The 15,990-nt window shown below is 61.4% G+C and carries 15 protein-coding genes and 1 riboswitch; of the genes, 6 read left to right on the top strand and 9 right to left on the bottom strand.

Going from position 1 to position 15,990, the window contains the following annotated elements; translation table 11 throughout:
• Nucleotides 1–3: 3 nt before the first annotated feature.
• From CS390_RS02545 to CS390_RS02530, 4 genes are all read right to left on the bottom strand, one after another.
• Nucleotides 4–612, bottom strand: a complete 609-nt coding sequence (locus CS390_RS02545) for a YqiA/YcfP family alpha/beta fold hydrolase (RefSeq protein ID WP_065758734.1) — start codon at nt 610–612, stop codon at nt 4–6.
• A 107-nt stretch (nt 613–719) separates the two neighbouring features.
• Entirely contained in the window at nt 720–1,535 is an 816-nt protein-coding gene (gene cpdA, locus CS390_RS02540) for a 3',5'-cyclic-AMP phosphodiesterase (RefSeq protein WP_099773403.1), read from the bottom strand.
• A gap of 84 nt (nt 1,536–1,619) precedes the next feature.
• The gene (locus tag CS390_RS02535) at nt 1,620–2,072 is read right to left on the bottom strand and encodes a DUF1249 domain-containing protein (protein ID WP_065758732.1); all 453 of its coding nucleotides are present in this window, start codon (nt 2,070–2,072) and stop codon (nt 1,620–1,622) included.
• Entirely contained in the window at nt 2,063–2,680 is a 618-nt protein-coding gene (locus CS390_RS02530) for an NUDIX domain-containing protein (protein WP_065758731.1), read from the bottom strand. Before CS390_RS02530 ends, CS390_RS02535 begins: the two co-directional genes overlap by 10 nt.
• Nucleotides 2,681–2,867: 187 nt before the next feature.
• On the opposite strand from CS390_RS02530, the gene CS390_RS02525 reads away from it, so the two are divergent.
• On the top strand, nt 2,868–3,614 hold the full coding sequence (locus CS390_RS02525) for an RsiV family protein (protein WP_065758730.1): 747 nt from the start codon (nt 2,868–2,870) through the stop codon (nt 3,612–3,614).
• On the opposite strand, the gene cytX is transcribed toward CS390_RS02525, so the two are convergent.
• Entirely contained in the window at nt 3,583–4,920 is a 1,338-nt protein-coding gene (gene cytX, locus CS390_RS02520; RefSeq protein ID WP_371918253.1) for a putative hydroxymethylpyrimidine transporter CytX, read from the bottom strand. The two genes, CS390_RS02525 and cytX, sit on opposite strands and share 32 nt — an antisense overlap.
• Nucleotides 4,921–5,020: 100 nt before the next feature.
• Complete coding sequence (gene thiC, locus CS390_RS02515; RefSeq protein WP_099773402.1) at nt 5,021–6,907, bottom strand: phosphomethylpyrimidine synthase ThiC; 1,887 nt, start codon at nt 6,905–6,907, stop codon at nt 5,021–5,023.
• Between the two features lie 154 nt (nt 6,908–7,061).
• Nucleotides 7,062–7,167: riboswitch (TPP riboswitch) on the bottom strand.
• A gap of 153 nt (nt 7,168–7,320) precedes the next feature.
• Here thiC and CS390_RS02510 point away from each other — a divergent pair.
• Nucleotides 7,321–8,751, top strand: coding sequence for a TolC family outer membrane protein (locus CS390_RS02510; protein ID WP_099773401.1), 1,431 nt, complete (start codon nt 7,321–7,323; stop codon nt 8,749–8,751).
• Nucleotides 8,752–8,813: 62 nt separating this feature from the next.
• On the opposite strand, the gene waaA is transcribed toward CS390_RS02510, so the two are convergent.
• Together waaA and CS390_RS02500 are read right to left on the bottom strand one after the other, a co-directional pair.
• The gene (waaA, locus tag CS390_RS02505; RefSeq protein WP_065758727.1) at nt 8,814–10,082 is read right to left on the bottom strand and encodes a lipid IV(A) 3-deoxy-D-manno-octulosonic acid transferase; all 1,269 of its coding nucleotides are present in this window, start codon (nt 10,080–10,082) and stop codon (nt 8,814–8,816) included.
• A gap of 14 nt (nt 10,083–10,096) precedes the next feature.
• A complete protein-coding gene (locus CS390_RS02500; protein WP_065758726.1) occupies nt 10,097–10,987 on the bottom strand; it encodes a LysR family transcriptional regulator in 891 nt (296 codons plus the stop codon).
• 88 nt (nt 10,988–11,075) lie between these two features.
• Between CS390_RS02500 and CS390_RS02495 the strand changes: the two genes are divergently transcribed.
• The 4 genes from CS390_RS02495 to CS390_RS02480 all read left to right on the top strand — a co-directional run bounded on the left by CS390_RS02495 (nt 11,076) and on the right by CS390_RS02480 (nt 14,464).
• The gene (locus CS390_RS02495; RefSeq protein ID WP_065758725.1) at nt 11,076–11,408 is read left to right on the top strand and encodes a multidrug efflux SMR transporter; all 333 of its coding nucleotides are present in this window, start codon (nt 11,076–11,078) and stop codon (nt 11,406–11,408) included.
• Between the two features lie 68 nt (nt 11,409–11,476).
• Entirely contained in the window at nt 11,477–12,652 is a 1,176-nt protein-coding gene (locus CS390_RS02490; RefSeq protein WP_065758724.1) for an FAD-binding oxidoreductase, read from the top strand.
• Nucleotides 12,649–13,461, top strand: coding sequence for an aldo/keto reductase (locus CS390_RS02485; RefSeq protein ID WP_065758723.1), 813 nt, complete (start codon nt 12,649–12,651; stop codon nt 13,459–13,461). The genes CS390_RS02490 and CS390_RS02485 overlap by 4 nt, the downstream gene beginning before the upstream one ends.
• 40 nt (nt 13,462–13,501) lie before the next feature.
• Entirely contained in the window at nt 13,502–14,464 is a 963-nt protein-coding gene (locus tag CS390_RS02480) for a metal ABC transporter ATPase (RefSeq protein WP_065758722.1), read from the top strand.
• A gap of 15 nt (nt 14,465–14,479) precedes the next feature.
• Here the strand turns inward: CS390_RS02480 and hldE are convergent, their stop codons facing one another.
• A complete protein-coding gene (gene hldE, locus CS390_RS02475; protein WP_065758721.1) occupies nt 14,480–15,901 on the bottom strand; it encodes a bifunctional D-glycero-beta-D-manno-heptose-7-phosphate kinase/D-glycero-beta-D-manno-heptose 1-phosphate adenylyltransferase HldE in 1,422 nt (473 codons plus the stop codon).
• Nucleotides 15,902–15,990 lie beyond the last annotated feature (89 nt).

Below are 15,990 nucleotides of genomic sequence, written 5' to 3'. Positions count from 1 at the left end.
CAATCAAAATACAGAAAAATCGAGCGCTTGATACTGTTTCGGCGCAATTCCTGCAAAGTTCAGCAAGGCCGGCAAACGTTCGGCGAAGCCCTGGAAGCTATGGTCGCCCCCTGCCTGGATCCGCAAGGCGCATGCCCGGTAGAAGGCTTCGGCACGGCGATAATCAAGGGTTTCATCAGCGGTCTGCAACCAGACCTGGAAGCGCTCGGCATCGCGTGGCGGGGCCACTTCCAGTTCGGCCAATGCATGCACATGATCGACCGTCAGTTCCCATGTTTCACCGGTGTAGAGGTTCTGCTGGCTACCCAGGTAGCCGTCGAACAACTGGTGCGGATTGACTGCCGGGTTGATCAACAGGGCCTTCAGACCGTGGCGCTCGGCCAGGCTGGTCGCATAGTAGCCGCCGAGTGAGCTGCCGACCAGTAATGGCGCACCGAGTTCGGCGATGGCTGCTTCCAGTTGCGCGATTGCCTCACGGGGATGGTGGTGCAGCGCCGGAACCCGAAGCTGTTCCTCCAAGCCCAGCTGCTGCATGACCGCCACCAACTGAGTGGCCTTTTTCGATGACGGCGCGCTATTGAACCCGTGGATATAAAGAATCGAACCCGACATACCACCCCCGCGCATCGACATGGCCCGCACTGCGGGCGCAAAAGCATGCAGTTTAGCGTGTCCGGCGGGCGTTGGATCAGCTTTGGAGACTTCGCAACACTTTGTACTCAGTAACCCGTGCTACCGTAGTCCACCGTGAAGGCAAAATCGCTGACACGGGACACGCCGGTATCGATCTGACCGTTGCCGTGGAGTCGCAACCAGCGGTACCCCGGCGCCTGTGCGCCTACGGTGAAGTCTTCGCTGCCTGGCTCGAACTGAATACAGGTGGACGGTGAGGCGAGCAGACGAATGTCACCACGCTGTTCATCCCACTCCTGATGGACATGCCCCCAGAGTACCGCCCTGACCTGTGGATAACGCTCAAGTACGGCGAACAGGGCATCGCCATTACGCAGGCCGATCGGCGCCAACCAGGCGCAGTCAATCGAGACCGGATGATGATGCAGGCAGACCAGATGATGGCGCTCGGGCGCCGTGGCCAGCGCCTGCTCAAGCAATTGCAGTTGATCCTCGGCCAGCAGGCCTGGCACGGCACCCGACACCGCCGAATTGAGCAGAATGACCCGCCAGGCGCCGATATCCATGACCGGTTCAAGCACATCCGAGCCTTGCGCGGCCTGCGCCATGGGCAAGGGCTCGTCATGATTGCCCGCCAACCAGCGTACCGGTGCAGAAATTTGCTCGCTCATCTGGCGAAACCGCTCGTAGGACGCCTGCGTACCGTCCTGGGACAGATCGCCCGTTGCCAACACCAGATCGATACGTGGCTGCTCGTTCAGCACCTGCCCGATGACCCGCTGCAGGCTGTCACCGGTGTTCATGCCAAGCAGCGTGCTGCCTTCATCGGCAAACAGATGGCTGTCGGAAAGCTGGACCAGTAGCACTGAGGCATCACTGGTGGAAGTCGATTGAGGTTGCAAGGCTCGCTCCTGGGGCGGATTCGGCACGATTATGGTGGCGAGGAAACGTCGGAGCAAACCCGTTACACGACCGGCTTCACATTTTTAACGCACCGCCGCCAACTCGTGCCCACAGGCCAGGCAGTGGCTCAGCCACTCGCCGAGGAACAGGTTGAGCTGAGCCTTTTCATCCGGCTGATGCATCTGCGTGTTCGGATAAGGGTAGATGCTGCGAAAGCGTCGGGCATGCTCAGCGCTGACCACTTCGGCCATGCGCGCATCATGATAGACCTGCACCTCCAACTGCGGCACCGGCAACCAGGGCAGGCTGTGTTCCTGACGTACGCGGAGCGTGGTGGTGTAAGGACAGGCAAGGACAACATCGAGCACCAGAACGCCAAGCATCTGGTCGCCCTGGGTCATACCGATACGGCGCGAGCTTTGGGTGTTGCGCATGTCCGGCAACAGCCGCATCAGGCGCGCATAGTTGGCCTCGCAGGCAGCCTGCAAGCCCACCAGATCGACCCGATAGCGCTCACGCAACAGATTCACGACCATAGCCCCCTGACTTCATCGCGGTTCAACGCCAACCATTGCAAGGCAATGATGCTTGCCGCGTTGATGATTTGCCCATCGCGCACGGCCTGAAGGGCATCCTCGAATGCCCAGACCTTCACGCGAATATCTTCGCCCTCAGCCTCCAAACCGTGCAAGCCACCCGCCCCCACGCTGCTGCAACGGCCAAGGTACAAATGAACGTACTCATCACTGCCGCCCGGCGATGGAAAATACCGCGTCATGGGCCACAGGGCAGTGAACTTCAGGCCAGCTTCCTCCTCGGCTTCGCGGTGTGCAACTTCTTCCGGTTGTTCGTCCTTATCGATCAGACCAGCAACCAGTTCTATCAGCCAAGGGTTCTCAACCTTGCCTATGGCACCGACGCGAAACTGCTCGATCAGCACTACTTCATCACGCTGCGGGTCGTACGGCAGCACACACACGGCATCGTGACGCACAAACAGCTCACGGCTTATCTCCCGCCCCATGCCGCCTGCGAACAGCTCATGACGCAGGCGCACCTTATCGAGCCGGTAAAAGCCCTTGTAGCAGTTGTCCCGTTGAACGATCTCAACGGCGCTGGGCACAGCACTAGCCTTGTCTGTCATGGAAATCCTCATTGCTTCGGTGTACCGCTTGGCGCCATCCTAACGCGCACTCGGCCAGCTTTCACCTCTTTAAAGATACCGGCGAGGCTGCGAGGATAGGCAGCCCGCTGGTCTATTCAGCTTAGTGGCGAACCGAAGGCGCCGCCGACGGTCAAAGCCCGATTACCTTAGCCTTACAGGGACCATCATGACGCTTGCGAAACTGACTTCCGTGGCCGTACTGGCACTGGCGCTGGGCGCTTGCCAAAGCGTGTTCCAGCCCAACATGCGTACGCCACTGGAGGTCAAACGCGAGGCCTGGGAACACATCAAGCCAGGCTGCAACAACACCGACTGCCCGCTGGTAAACATCGACACGATTCACTTCCCGGCACAGCCAAAGCTGGATGCACTCGTCGAGCGGCGCCTGTTGCAAATGACCCAGGACAACAACCGCACAGCACTGCCTGCCTCGCTCAAAGCCTACGAAGAACAGTTTTTGCGTGACGCAGAAAGCCGCAACAGCAGCTACCTGCAAGCCAAGGTACGTGAACAGCATGACGGACTGGTGATCATTGAACTGTCCAGCTACCTGGACACCGGCGGTGCCCACGGTATGCCCGGGCGCGGCTTCATCAACTACTCGCGCCAACAGGACAAGGTACTGACGTTGCAGGACATGCTCCTGCCTGGTCAGGAGGAAGCCTTCTGGCAGCAAGCGCAACTGGCTCACAAGAGCTGGCTGGCGAGCGTCAAGATGGATCAGGACCCGGAGTTCGTGCAAACCTGGCCCTTCCGCAAGACCCCACACATTGCCCTGACGTACGGCGCGCTGGTGCTCAAATATGAGGTCTACACCATCGCGCCCTACTCCATGGGCCACACTGAGCTGAAGATCCCTTACCCGCGCCTGAACGGCATCCTCAAGCCGGAGCTTTTTCCTGGCCGCGGCTGAATACGCCCGCTGAGAGCCCGTACAACAACCCTGCCGAAAGCAATGCGGGCAGGGTTGCGCCGACTTCAGGGTAGTAATTCGCCAGCAGGTGGTAGATCAGCACACCGCCGCACCAGGCCAGCAATGCCCCCCAGTGCAGTGCCCGTATGCTGACGTCCGCACGGCGGCGGCGCCAGATGAAGTGATCCACCAGCACGACGCCAAACAGCGGGGCAAACACCGAGCCAATCAGCAACAAGAAGTTCTGGTACTGCGCCAGTGGCGCCAAACACGCGATCAGTGTGCACACCAGGCCGATGACCAAAGCCAGATGCTCGACTTTCAAGGGCAGCAGCAGGCCTGTCGAAACAGCGGCCGAGTGAATGTCGGCAAACGCGTTTTCCGACTCGTCGAGCAAAATCAATAACAAGGGAATGCCCAGGCCAGCACCGGCCAGGGCCAACAGCAGTGCATTGGTTTCACCGCTTGGGGCAAATGCCAGGGTGTACGCTACGCCCAGGCTCATCAGCCAGAAGTTACCGATAAAAAAGCCGAGCGCCGTGCCACCGAACACCCGCGAAGCACGCTGACCGAAACGCGAGTAGTCGGCAATCAACGGCAGCCAGGACAACGGCATCGCAATCGCGATATCAAAGCCCAGTGCAAATGACAGCGAACCATCTCCCGTACGTTGCCAGAGGCTGGCCAGATCTGCCTTGGCGAACAGGTTCCAGGTCAGCCACAGGCAGGCACCCAGCAGCAACCAGATGCCCCACTTGCGCAGGATCCGCCGTACGAAGGTCAACGGGCCACTGACGGCCAGCAAGGTCGCCAGGCCACCAAAGAACAGCGTCCAAAGCAACGGACCGGCCCAGAGGCTCCCGTCACCGAACGCCCGCGCCCCTAACAAGCTGGCGGCATCGCGCATGACAATGATCTCGAACGCGCCCCAACCGATCAGTTGCAGCAGGTTCAACAGTGCCGGCAAGGCCGCCCCCTGCCGCCCCAGGCTCAACCGCAAAGCGGCCATGGCCGAGAGGCCGGTATCACTGCCGATGACGCCGACCGCCGCCAGCAACAACACGCCCACGGCCGTACCGAGGACAATCGCCAGTAACGCACCCGCAAGCCCCAGCCCCGGACCAAGCAAGGCGCCGGTCTGCAGCACCATCAGGCCAATGCCAAGGGAAAACCACAGGGAAAACAGGTCACGTGCACCGAAGGTACGCTGATGACTGGGAACAGGATGGTCGGGGGAGTAGTGGCTGGATGTGCTCACGGCGATGGTCTCGACAGGGAGAGAGTCAGGTAGTCGTTTGAATCCCATTGCGGCCAAGCCACCCCCCACAAGCACCGGCATGTGCAGTGTCTGTAGGGGTTGGCCTGGTTGCGAGGCGGTGCGCATGGCGCGCCGCCCCAGGATGTCCTTAGACCTTTTTGTACAACTGGCTGCCTTCCTGGCGGAACCGCTCGGCTTGCTCACGCATGCCTTCCTCGACCGATACATCCAGCGCTTCGATGCGTTGGTTGGCGGCGTACTCGCGCACTTCCTGAGTGATCTTCATCGAGCAGAACTTCGGCCCGCACATGGAGCAGAAGTGCGCGACCTTGGCCGAATCCTTCGGCAGGGTTTCGTCATGGAAGCTGCGTGCAGTGTCCGGGTCCAGGCCAAGGTTGAACTGGTCTTCCCAACGAAACTCGAAGCGCGCCTTGGACAAGGCATTGTCACGGATTTGCGCCCCCGGATGGCCCTTGGCAAGGTCGGCAGCATGCGCGGCGATCTTGTAGGTAATGATGCCGGTCTTGACGTCATCCTTGTTCGGCAGGCCCAAGTGTTCTTTGGGCGTCACATAGCAGAGCATGGCGCAGCCAAACCAGCCGATCATCGCCGCACCGATACCGGAGGTGATGTGGTCATAGCCAGGAGCGATGTCCGTGGTCAGTGGGCCGAGGGTATAGAACGGCGCCTCGTCGCAGCACTCCAGCTGCTTGTCCATGTTCTCTTTGATCAACTGCATCGGCACGTGGCCAGGGCCTTCGATCATGCACTGAACGTCGTGTTTCCAGGCGATCTTGGTCAGTTCACCAAGGGTTTCCAGCTCACCGAACTGCGCTTCGTCGTTGGCGTCGGCAATCGAACCCGGACGCAGGCCGTCACCCAGCGAGAAGCTAACGTCGTAGGCCTTCATGATTTCGCAAATTTCGTCGAAATGGGTGTAGAGGAAGTTTTCCTTGTGGTGCGCCAGGCACCACTTGGCCATGATCGAACCACCACGACTGACGATACCGGTCACACGCTTGGCGGTCAGTGGCACGTAACGCAGCAGCACACCGGCGTGGATGGTGAAATAGTCCACACCCTGCTCGGCCTGCTCGATCAAGGTGTCACGGAACAGTTCCCAGGTCAGGTCCTCGGCGACACCATTGACCTTCTCCAATGCCTGGTAGATCGGCACGGTACCGATCGGAACCGGCGAGTTGCGGATGATCCACTCGCGGGTTTCATGAATGTGCTTGCCGGTGGACAGGTCCATGACAGTGTCCGAACCCCAGCGAATACCCCAGGTCAGCTTGGCCACTTCTTCTTCAATGGACGAGCCCAGGGCACTGTTGCCAATGTTGCCGTTGATCTTCACCAGGAAGTTACGCCCGATGATCATCGGTTCCAGTTCAACGTGGTTGATGTTGGCCGGAATGATCGCACGGCCACGGGCAATTTCCTCGCGGACGAACTCCGGGGTGATCTCTTTCGGAATACTGGCACCGAAGCTGTGACCGGCGTGCTGCTGGTTGAGCAGGCCTGCGGCACGGGCTTCTTGCAGCTTCATGTTTTCGCGAAGGGCAACGTACTCCATCTCGGCCGTGATGATGCCCTTGCGCGCATAGTGCATCTGGCTGACGTTGGCACCGGCCTTGGCCCGACGCGGTTTTTTGACGTGGGCAAAACGCAGTGCGGTCAGCTCCGGGTCACTCAGGCGTTGCTGGCCGAAATGCGAGCTGAGGCCGTCGAGGCGCTCGGTGTCGCCACGGGCTTCGATCCAGGCCGAGCGCACGTCGCCCAGGCCTTTACGCACATCGATCACCACGTTCGGGTCGGTGTAAGGGCCCGAAGTATCGTAGACCAGCACCGGAGCGTTAGGCTCGCCACCGAAGTCGGTCGGCGTGTCGTCCAGGCTGATTTCACGCATCGGCACACGAATGTCAGGGCGCGAGCCTTCGACATAAATTTTTCGCGAACGGGTAAAAGGTTGCACGGACTGCTGATCGACCTGAGCCGATTCACTCAGGTTGGCGTATTTTTCTTGTTTACTCATCACAGGCTCTCCAGACGGCATCCAGCGGTGGAATGTCGGAGTGAACCTGAAAGGCACGGACGCACCTGGACTGGTGCTGTGCCATAGTCGGCGATGCCTGGCAGCCTGAAGCTGACTCGACATTCCCGGACCCTGGCACAAGAGGGCTCGCGGGAAGGCGAGCAATCTTGTTCCCTACGCAGGCGCTAACCTGATCAGGTTCAACGGGATCCGGAATTATCCGATCTCAGCCTCAACACAAGGCACCCCGACAAGAACCGGGTCAGTCTAGACTGGAGTGACGCGTAAAGCCACCACTGTAAAACTGCGTACGATCAATGGCGGATATGGCAGATTGTTGCAACATGCCAGCGCAACTACACTGCACTACGCTCTGAACTAAGCGACTATCTAACTCGTTCAAGGATTGCCCTATGCTGCGCAAACTTTCACTGGCCCTTGCCGTGTCTTGTGCTACCAACGGAATGGCCTGGGCAGCAGAAGCGCCCTTGTCCGCAAAGACCGACCTGGTCAGCGTCTATCAAGAAGCAGTCAACAATAACGCCGATCTGGCAGCGGCCCAGGCCAACTACGGTGCTCGCCGCGAGGTCGTACCCCAGGCGCGTGCCGGGCTACTGCCAAACCTCTCGGCCGGGGCCGAGATGCAGAGCACCCGCACCCAGTTCGATGAACCCTCGACCACCGCCAACCGCAGTGGCAACTCGTGGCAAGCGACCCTGTCGCAGCCGATTTTCCGTGCCGATCGCTGGTTCCAGTTACAAGCGGCACAGGCCGTCAATGAACAAGCGGCACTGGAGCTTTCGGCTACCGAACAGAATCTGATTCTGCAGAGTGCAGACAGCTATTTCAGCGTGCTGCGTGCCCAGGACAATCTGGCGGCGACCAAGGCCGAGGAAGCCGCGTTCAAGCGCCAGCTGGACCAATCTAACGAACGCTTTGACGTGGGTCTGTCGGACAAGACCGACGTACTGCAGTCCCAGGCCAGCTATGACACGGCGCGGGCCAACCGGATCCTTGCCCAACGTCAGGTCGAAGACGCCTTCCAGGCACTGATCACCCTGACCAACCGTGAGTACAACGCGATCCAGGGCATCGTCCATACCCTGCCCGTGCAGGTGCCGGTTCCGAACGACGCCACTGCCTGGGTCGACACCGCCGCACGGCAGAACCTGACCTTGCAGGCGACCAACTATGCGGTCAGCGCCGCGGAGGAAACCCTGCGTCAACGCAAGGCCGGGCATGCCCCGACGCTCGATGCAGTGGCCAACTATCAGAAAGGCGACAACGACAACCTGGGGTTCAGCAACCCAACGCCGGGTGTTCGATACGGAGGCGATGTCGAACAACGCAGCATTGGCCTGCAGTTGAACATTCCGATCTACAGTGGCGGGCTGACCAGCTCGCAGGTGCGTGAGGCCTACCAGCGCCTGAACCAGACTGAACAGCAACGCGAGAGCCTGCGCCGCCAAGTGGTGGAAAACACCCGCAACCTGCACCGTGCAGTGAACACCGATGTGGAGCAGGTGCAAGCGCGCAAGCAGTCGATCATCTCCAACCAGAGCGCACTGGAAGCGACCGAGATCGGCTACCAGGTCGGGACACGCAACATCGTCGACGTACTCGATGCCCAACGTCAGCTGTACACCTCGGTGCGGGACTACAACAACACCCGCTACGACTACATCCTCGACAACCTGCGCCTCAAGCAAGCCGCTGGCACACTGAGCCCGCAGGACCTGCAAGACCTGACGCGCTACCTGAAAGCCGACTACAACCCGGACAAGGACTTCCTGCCGCCCGACCTGGCCAAGGCCGCACAAGCGAACTTCGACCGCCGCCCCTGACCGCATCACCGGCAGCCGCACACGGGACCGCAATGGACCGTGCTGGCGTGCCGGTGACATCCTCAGAACAACCGCGCCAACCCGTCCAGCAAGCGCTGCAATGCCCCCTGGTTGGCGCGCATCACTGACAACCCGGCATCACCCATGCGCCGAGCGTCGATTGGCAATTCAATCAAGCGGCGCACCTGTGCAGCCAGGCCTTGCGCGTCGTCCACTTCCTGCAAAGCCCCCGCTTCACGCAACATCGCTGCGATTTCCAGAAAGTTGAACAGGTGCGGCCCACTGAGCACCGGCTTGGACAAGGCCGCCGGTTCCAGGACGTTATGCCCGCCATTGGCGACCAGGCTACCGCCGACGAAGGCAATGTCTGCCAACGCATACAGGAACAGCAACTCGCCCATGGTGTCACCGAGCAGTACCTGGGTTTGCTCAGTGACCGCTTCGCCACTGGAGCGGCGCTGTGTCACACACTGCTGCTGACAGAGTTCGAACACAGCGTTGAATCGCTCAGGGTGACGCGGCACGAGAATCAGCAAGGCGTCGGCGTGGTGTTCCAGCAGTTGCCGGTGCGCCTGCAGAATGATCGCGTCTTCGCCCTCATGGGTACTCGCCGCGATCCATACTGGGCGCCGATCCGCTTGCCACTGGGCACGTAACTGACCGGCACGGACCAACAGCTGAGGATCGATGCTCAGGTCGAACTTGATCGACCCGGTAACCTCAACACATTCGGGACGGGCGCCCAACTGACGGAAACGCTCGGCCTCGGCCTCGGTCTGAACTGCAATCAGGCTCATCTGCGCCAACATCGGCTGGGTCAGCCTGGCAAATCGCCCGTAGCCACGCGCAGAGCGCTCAGACAACCGGGCATTGGCCAAAGCCACCGGTATACCTCGTTTGGCGCACTGGTTGATGTGGTTGGGCCAGAGCTCGGTTTCCATGATCACCGCCAGGCGCGGCTGTACGTGATCCAGAAAACGTGCCGCCGCCCAGGGCAGATCGTACGGCAGGTAGCAGTGCTGAACGCGCGGCTCATCGGCAAACATAGCCCTGACCCGCTCGGAGCCGGTCGGGGTCATGCACGTGATGGTGATGGGCAGCTGTGGATAACGTTTGAGCAAGGCCCGCACCATCGGCGCTGCAGCAATACTTTCGCCCACCGACACGGCATGCACCCAGATGCCGCCGGTCTGCATCGGTGCAAGGCCCTTGGCAAAGCGCTCGCCGATACGTTTCGCATAGGCTGGCGCCTTGCGCGAGCGCAGGTACAGGCGCAGCGCGACCAGCGGCAGGCCCAGGTGAAACAACAGGGTATAAAGGGTTCTGTTCATGGCGCCGCAGTGTACTAGCCAATGGCGCGCAAGTGCAGTGCGAAGCGTTCAGCCAACCACTGTGCGGCCGGCCCCAGGGGCTCATCCCGCCGCCATGCCAGTTCCACCACCAATGCTGGCGGCGTCCATTCGCTGGCCAACTCGACCATCTGCGTCTGGTAAGTCGGGTACTGCACCACATGCCGGGGCAACCAGGCCCATCCCAGACCTCGCATCAGCAGCTCGGCGATGGCGTAGAAACTGTCTGCACGCCAGATCTGCGGGCTGATCGGCTCACCACCGGGGTAGCCGCTCTCCTGAGGGGTAATCAACAACTGACGGTGCTGCGCCAATTGCTGCCGACTGACCCACGGCAGTTGCGCCAACGGGTGATGGATCGCACACACCGTGACCATCTCGACGCTGCCCAACGCCCGACGTTCCAGCGCGGCAGGCATATGGTCATGATGGAACAGCAACCCGAGGTCTGCCCGACGCTCAACCAACTTGCGCGCCACATCCCCCTGTGCCCCGCTGGCCAACTGCACTTCAAGCAGCGGAAAACGCTGGGCCAGTTCATCCAGGCTGTCAATCACCGGCTGATAAGGCATGGCCTCATCCTGGGCCACACGCAATTGCGCCTCCTGCCCGCGCATCAGCGCCAGGGCCCGGCCATCCAGGCGCTCGCATTGGCGCAACAGTTCGCGGGCGTCCTCCAGCAACGCCGCGCCTGCTTCGGTCAGGCGCGGTTGGCGGCCGCTACTGCGCTCGAACAGGACGACCCCCAGGTCCTCTTCCAACAAGGCAATGCCACTGCTGATCGCCGACTGCGCCTTGCGCTGCTCACGGGCAACAGCGGAAAACGAGCGCAACTCCGCCACCCGCACGAACAGCCGCACCTGCTCCAGACTCCACTGCTCGCTCATCGCAACCTATCTCCAATCCAGATAGCTAATGACTTTACCGCATTCGGCCATGCTCTAGAATGCCCACCAACTACAGAGGACACCCACCATGAACGCCTACACCTACCTCGCTATTGCCATCTTCGCGGAAGTCATTGCCACCGCCTCCATGAAAGCTGTCAAAGGCCTGAGCACACCACTGCCCCTACTGCTGATGGTCTGTGGGTATGCCGTGGCGTTCTGGATGCTGACCCTGGTCGTGCGCAGCATTCCGGTGGGCATCGCGTATGCGATCTGGTCAGGGCTGGGTATCGTCCTGATCAGCATCGCCGCATTGCTCCTCTATGGCCAAAAGCTCGATACCCCCGCCATCCTGGGCATGGCGATGATTGTCGGCGGCGTGGTGGTGATTCAGGTGTTCTCAAAAACCGCCGGGCATTGATGCCAGGCAGGGTGCAAACCGCCGCAGGCTGTATACTGCGTTCCTGTCCCAGCTTGTGAGGTTTGTACATGCCATCGGTTATTTCTACCGACGTCCTGATTGTCGGCGCAGGGGTCGCAGGCCTCTGGCTCAATGCGCGCCTGCGTCGTCAGGGCTATTCGACGGTTCTGGTAGAGCGCGACAGCCTCGGTGGCGGGCAAACCCTGAAATCCCAGGGGATCATCCATGGCGGCGCCAAGTACGCCCTGCACGGCGCCCTGACCGGTGCCTCGGAAGCCATTGCCGACATGCCTCGGCGCTGGCGCGAAGCCCTGGCCGGTAGCGGCGAACTGGACCTGTCCGGCGTGCGCCTGCTGTCAGAAGCGCACTACCTGTGGTCCCCGGGTACCCTGGCGGGCAATCTCACCAGTTTCTTTGCCAGCAAGGCCGTGCGCGGCCGGGTCGATCAGGTCAAGGGCGAGCAGCTGCCACCTGCCCTGCAGGATCGCGCCTTCAAAGGCAAAGTCTATCGCCTGGCCGAACTGGTCATTGATGTCCCCAGCCTGCTCGATCGCCTGGCGACCCTGGCCGGTGACAGCCTGCTCGCCGGTGAGCGGATCGAGCCGCTGCGTGAAGGCGATGAACTGGTCGGCCTGCGGGTCGATGGCCGCGAGATCCGTGCGCAGCGCGTGGTGCTGAGCGCGGGCGCCGGCAACGCCGAACTGCTCACGGCACTTGGCCTTAGCCAGCCGGCCATGCAAACACGCCCCCTGCACATGGTGCTGGCCAAAGGGCCAAGCCTGAAACCCCTCTATGCCCATTGCCTCGGTGGCGGCCCCAAACCACGCGTCACCGTCACCACCCACCCGGCGGCCGATGGCCAGTGGGTGTGGTACCTGGGCGGCGACCTTGCAGAAGCAGACGGCGTTGCACGCGAACCGGATGCACAGGTCGCGGCAGCGAAGAAGGAAGTGGCCAGCCTGCTACCCTGGGTCGATCTCAGTCAGGTGCGCTGGGCAACCCTGCGGGTTGATCGGGCAGAGCCGGCACAGTCAGGCCTGGTACGCCCAGACAACGCCTTCCTCGCCGAGCAGCAGCGCTTGCTGGTCGGCTGGCCAACCAAACTGGCACTGGCCCCCGACTTCGCCGATCGCGTAATGGCCAGCCTGACGCGCGACGGCATTACGCCAGGGGCCTGTAGCACACTGCCGGAACTGCCAAAGCCGCCAATTGCTCCACCTGTCTGGGAACAGTTGCTGCCATGAACCAAGCCACCCTGCATGACCTGCACCGCCCGCTGGGCAGCCTGGGCCTGATGGTCTCGCCACTGGGCCTGGGCACCGTCAAACTGGGCCGCGACCAAGGCGTGAAATACCCCAACGGCTTCACGATCCCGGATGACCGTGAAGCCCGTCAGCTGCTCGACCAGGCCCGCGACCTGGGCATCAACCTGATCGACACCGCGCCCGCCTATGGCCGCAGCGAAGAACGCCTTGGCCCGTTGCTGCGTGGCCAGCGGCATGAATGGGTGATCGTCAGCAAAGTGGGCGAAGAGTTCGACAACGGCCTTTCGAGCTTCAACTTCAGCGCGGCCCATACCCGCCTCTCGGTCGAGCGCAGCCTGACGCGCCTGGAAACCGACTGTATCGACCTGGTACTGGTGCACTCTGACGGCAACGATCTGCGTATCCTTGAGCAGGAAGGCGTTTACGAAGCCCTCGCGCAGCTCAAGCAGGAAGGCAAGATTCGCGGCTTTGGCCTCTCCGGAAAAACCGTCGCCGGTGGTTTGAAGGCTCTGGAACAAGGCGATTGCGCCATGGTCACCTACAATCTCAACGAGCAGGGCGAACGACCGGTACTGGACTATGCCGCCGCGCACGGTAAAGCCATTCTGGTGAAGAAGGCACTGGCCAGCGGCCATGTCTGCCTGCACGCGGACGAAGATCCCGTGCGTGCCAGCTTTGAGCTACTGTTTGCCCATCCCGGCGTTAGCAGTGCTATTGTCGGTACCATCAACCCCGTACACCTGGCCCATAACGTGGCCACCGTTGCCCAGGTATTAAGCAAGCGCTGAGCCGCCGTCGCGGCCGACCCCAACGCAAGAAGGAGCCGACATGCCGCGAACGCTGATCCGCAAGAACCCCAGCAACTTCAAGACACTGCCGCTCCATGTCGAAGCCAGCCCGGAAGGGCTGAGCTACCAGAGCATCGGCAAACCGCTGAATTTTGCCCAGACCCTGCAGCGGCGCAAACCCATCCAGTTGGGCGATCACCAACACTTCGTGGCCGAGCTGGCCAACCTCGGGGTGTCGGTGCGACTGACGCTGCAATGGCAGAACCGCGACTATTGGGTACTGGTGCGCCAGCGCCGCCAGGACCGGGGCGATGTCGTGCTCAAGCTGATCTCCGGTTATGTCCCCGCTCAGGAACTGAACCTGCCGCTGCACACTGCGATACAGGAAGTGGCCGAGGAATGCCTGCTGGAGACGCCCGAGGGGTGGCTGAGTGGACGCTTCAACGAAACCTGGTTACCGGCGCCCTATGCTGAAGCCCTGCACTACCGTGACACCCTGCCCTTTGTCGTGACGCCACTTTCAGGTGCCGCACAGCCCGTACACTGCGCCAACCTGCAACTGTTGGAACGGCCACGGGCCTATGTGCATCTACCCACGGCGTCGCTACAACTGGTCTATGACCTGCGCCTTCAGGTACCCAAGGAAGCGAGGTCGCTGAGCCTGTTCCACGTCGACGAACGCCTGGAAGGTGACCAACTGGTCGCTCGGCTGAATCGCAGCCGGCCCGACCTTTACCTGATGCCACTCGAAGACGGGCGACCGCTGGCTGAGCTCTACACGCTGAAGAAGGATCGTCTGAATCCGGCCAGCACCCGCGGCGTGTATCTGGCTGAGAGTTTTGCCCGGCAGGACGGCTGGGTCGTCAAGGAAGAGCGTATTCGCTGGAAGGACTGGCTCAGGCAGGAAGGCCTGAGCCCGGCCCGCAGCGAGTCCGGGCTGAGTCGCCTGACGGGCAAGGCCAGGCAACTGCTGCAGATGGCCCGTGGCAGCCTGCACAAGTAGCGCAGGCTGTTCGGGTCAGTTTTTGCGGATCTTCTCGACGATCGCTGTGGTCGAGCTGTTTTCCACCAGCCCCAACACCTTCACGGTTCCGCCATAGGCTCTGACGATCTCGGCGCCGACCACCTGGTCAATACCATAGTCGCCACCTTTGACCAGCACGTCCGGCTTGAGCTGGCTGAGCAGGTTCTCCGGGGTCGCTTCAGGGAAGCTGATGACCCAGTCGACAGCACCCAGGCCTGCCAGCACCGCCATCCGCCGGTCCACGCTGTTGATCGGGCGACCTGGCCCTTTCAGGCGGCTGACCGATGCATCATCGTTTACCGCCACGATCAGTCGATCACCCTGGGCACGCGCCTGCTCCAGGTAGGTCACGTGGCCCGCGTGCAGAATGTCGAAACAGCCGTTGGTGAACACGATTTTCTCGTTGTGCGCCCGGGCATCATCGATGGCCAGCAGCAACTGCTCCAAGCCCAACACGCCGCGTTCGGAACCTTCCTCGCGCTGAATGGCGCGGCGCAGCTCCGGTGCACTGATGGCTGCAGTACCGAGCTTGCCCACCACGATACTGGCGGCCAGGTTAGCCAGGCCCACTGCCTGCGGAAGTGCTTCTCCGGCCGCGATGGCCGCCGCCAGGGTGGAAATGACCGTATCGCCAGCACCGGTGACGTCGAAGACTTCACGCGCACGCGCAGGCAAGTGCAAGGCCGGTTGCTCTGGACGCAGCAGGGTCATGCCATGCTCGCCACGAGTCACCAGCAACGCACCCAATTCAAGTTCGCGCATCAACTGACTGCCCTTGGCGACCAACTCGGTCTCGTCAGCGCAACGTCCAACGATGGCCTCGAACTCGCTCAGGTTAGGCGTGATCAGGCTGGCACCACGGTAGATGGAGAAATCCTTGCCCTTGGGATCAGCCAACACCGGAATACCTTTGGCACGGGCGGCCTGGATCAGGCTTTGATGGTTCTTCAAGGCACCCTTGCCGTAGTCCGACAACACCAGCACCTTGACGCCGTCCAGCAAGGCATCGACTTCGGCACCGAGCGACAACGGGTCGGTGGCAAAAGGTTCTTCAAAGTCGATACGCAGCAACTGCTGGTGACGACTCATCACCCGCAATTTGACGATGGTCGGCTGATGGGCAATACGCTGGAAGATCGAACGGACACCGGCCGCCTTCAGGCTATTGGTCAAGCTGTCGGCCGCTTCGTCCTGGCCGGTAACGCCGATCAGCAACGCCGGCGCACCCAGCGCAGCAATGTTCAAGGCAACGTTCGCTGCACCGCCCGGGCGGTCCTCGATCTGTTCGACCTTGACCACCGGCACCGGGGCCTCAGGCGAAATACGTGAGGTGCCGCCATGCCAGTAGCGGTCGAGCATGACATCGCCGACCACCAATACCGGGGCTTGATCGAAACGCGGCATGGACAACTTCATGGGTAACCCATATACAAAATGAACAGGGGCGGAATATTAGCACAGGCGAAACAGAGGCTTGATTGCCGCTGTACACGCGGGCGCTCACA

It is taken from the genome of Pseudomonas sp. HLS-6 (assembly GCF_002753995.1).
Taxonomy (GTDB): Bacteria; Pseudomonadota; Gammaproteobacteria; order Pseudomonadales; family Pseudomonadaceae; genus Aquipseudomonas; species Aquipseudomonas defluvii.
This window is presented reverse-complemented; position numbering and strand designations above follow the sequence as displayed.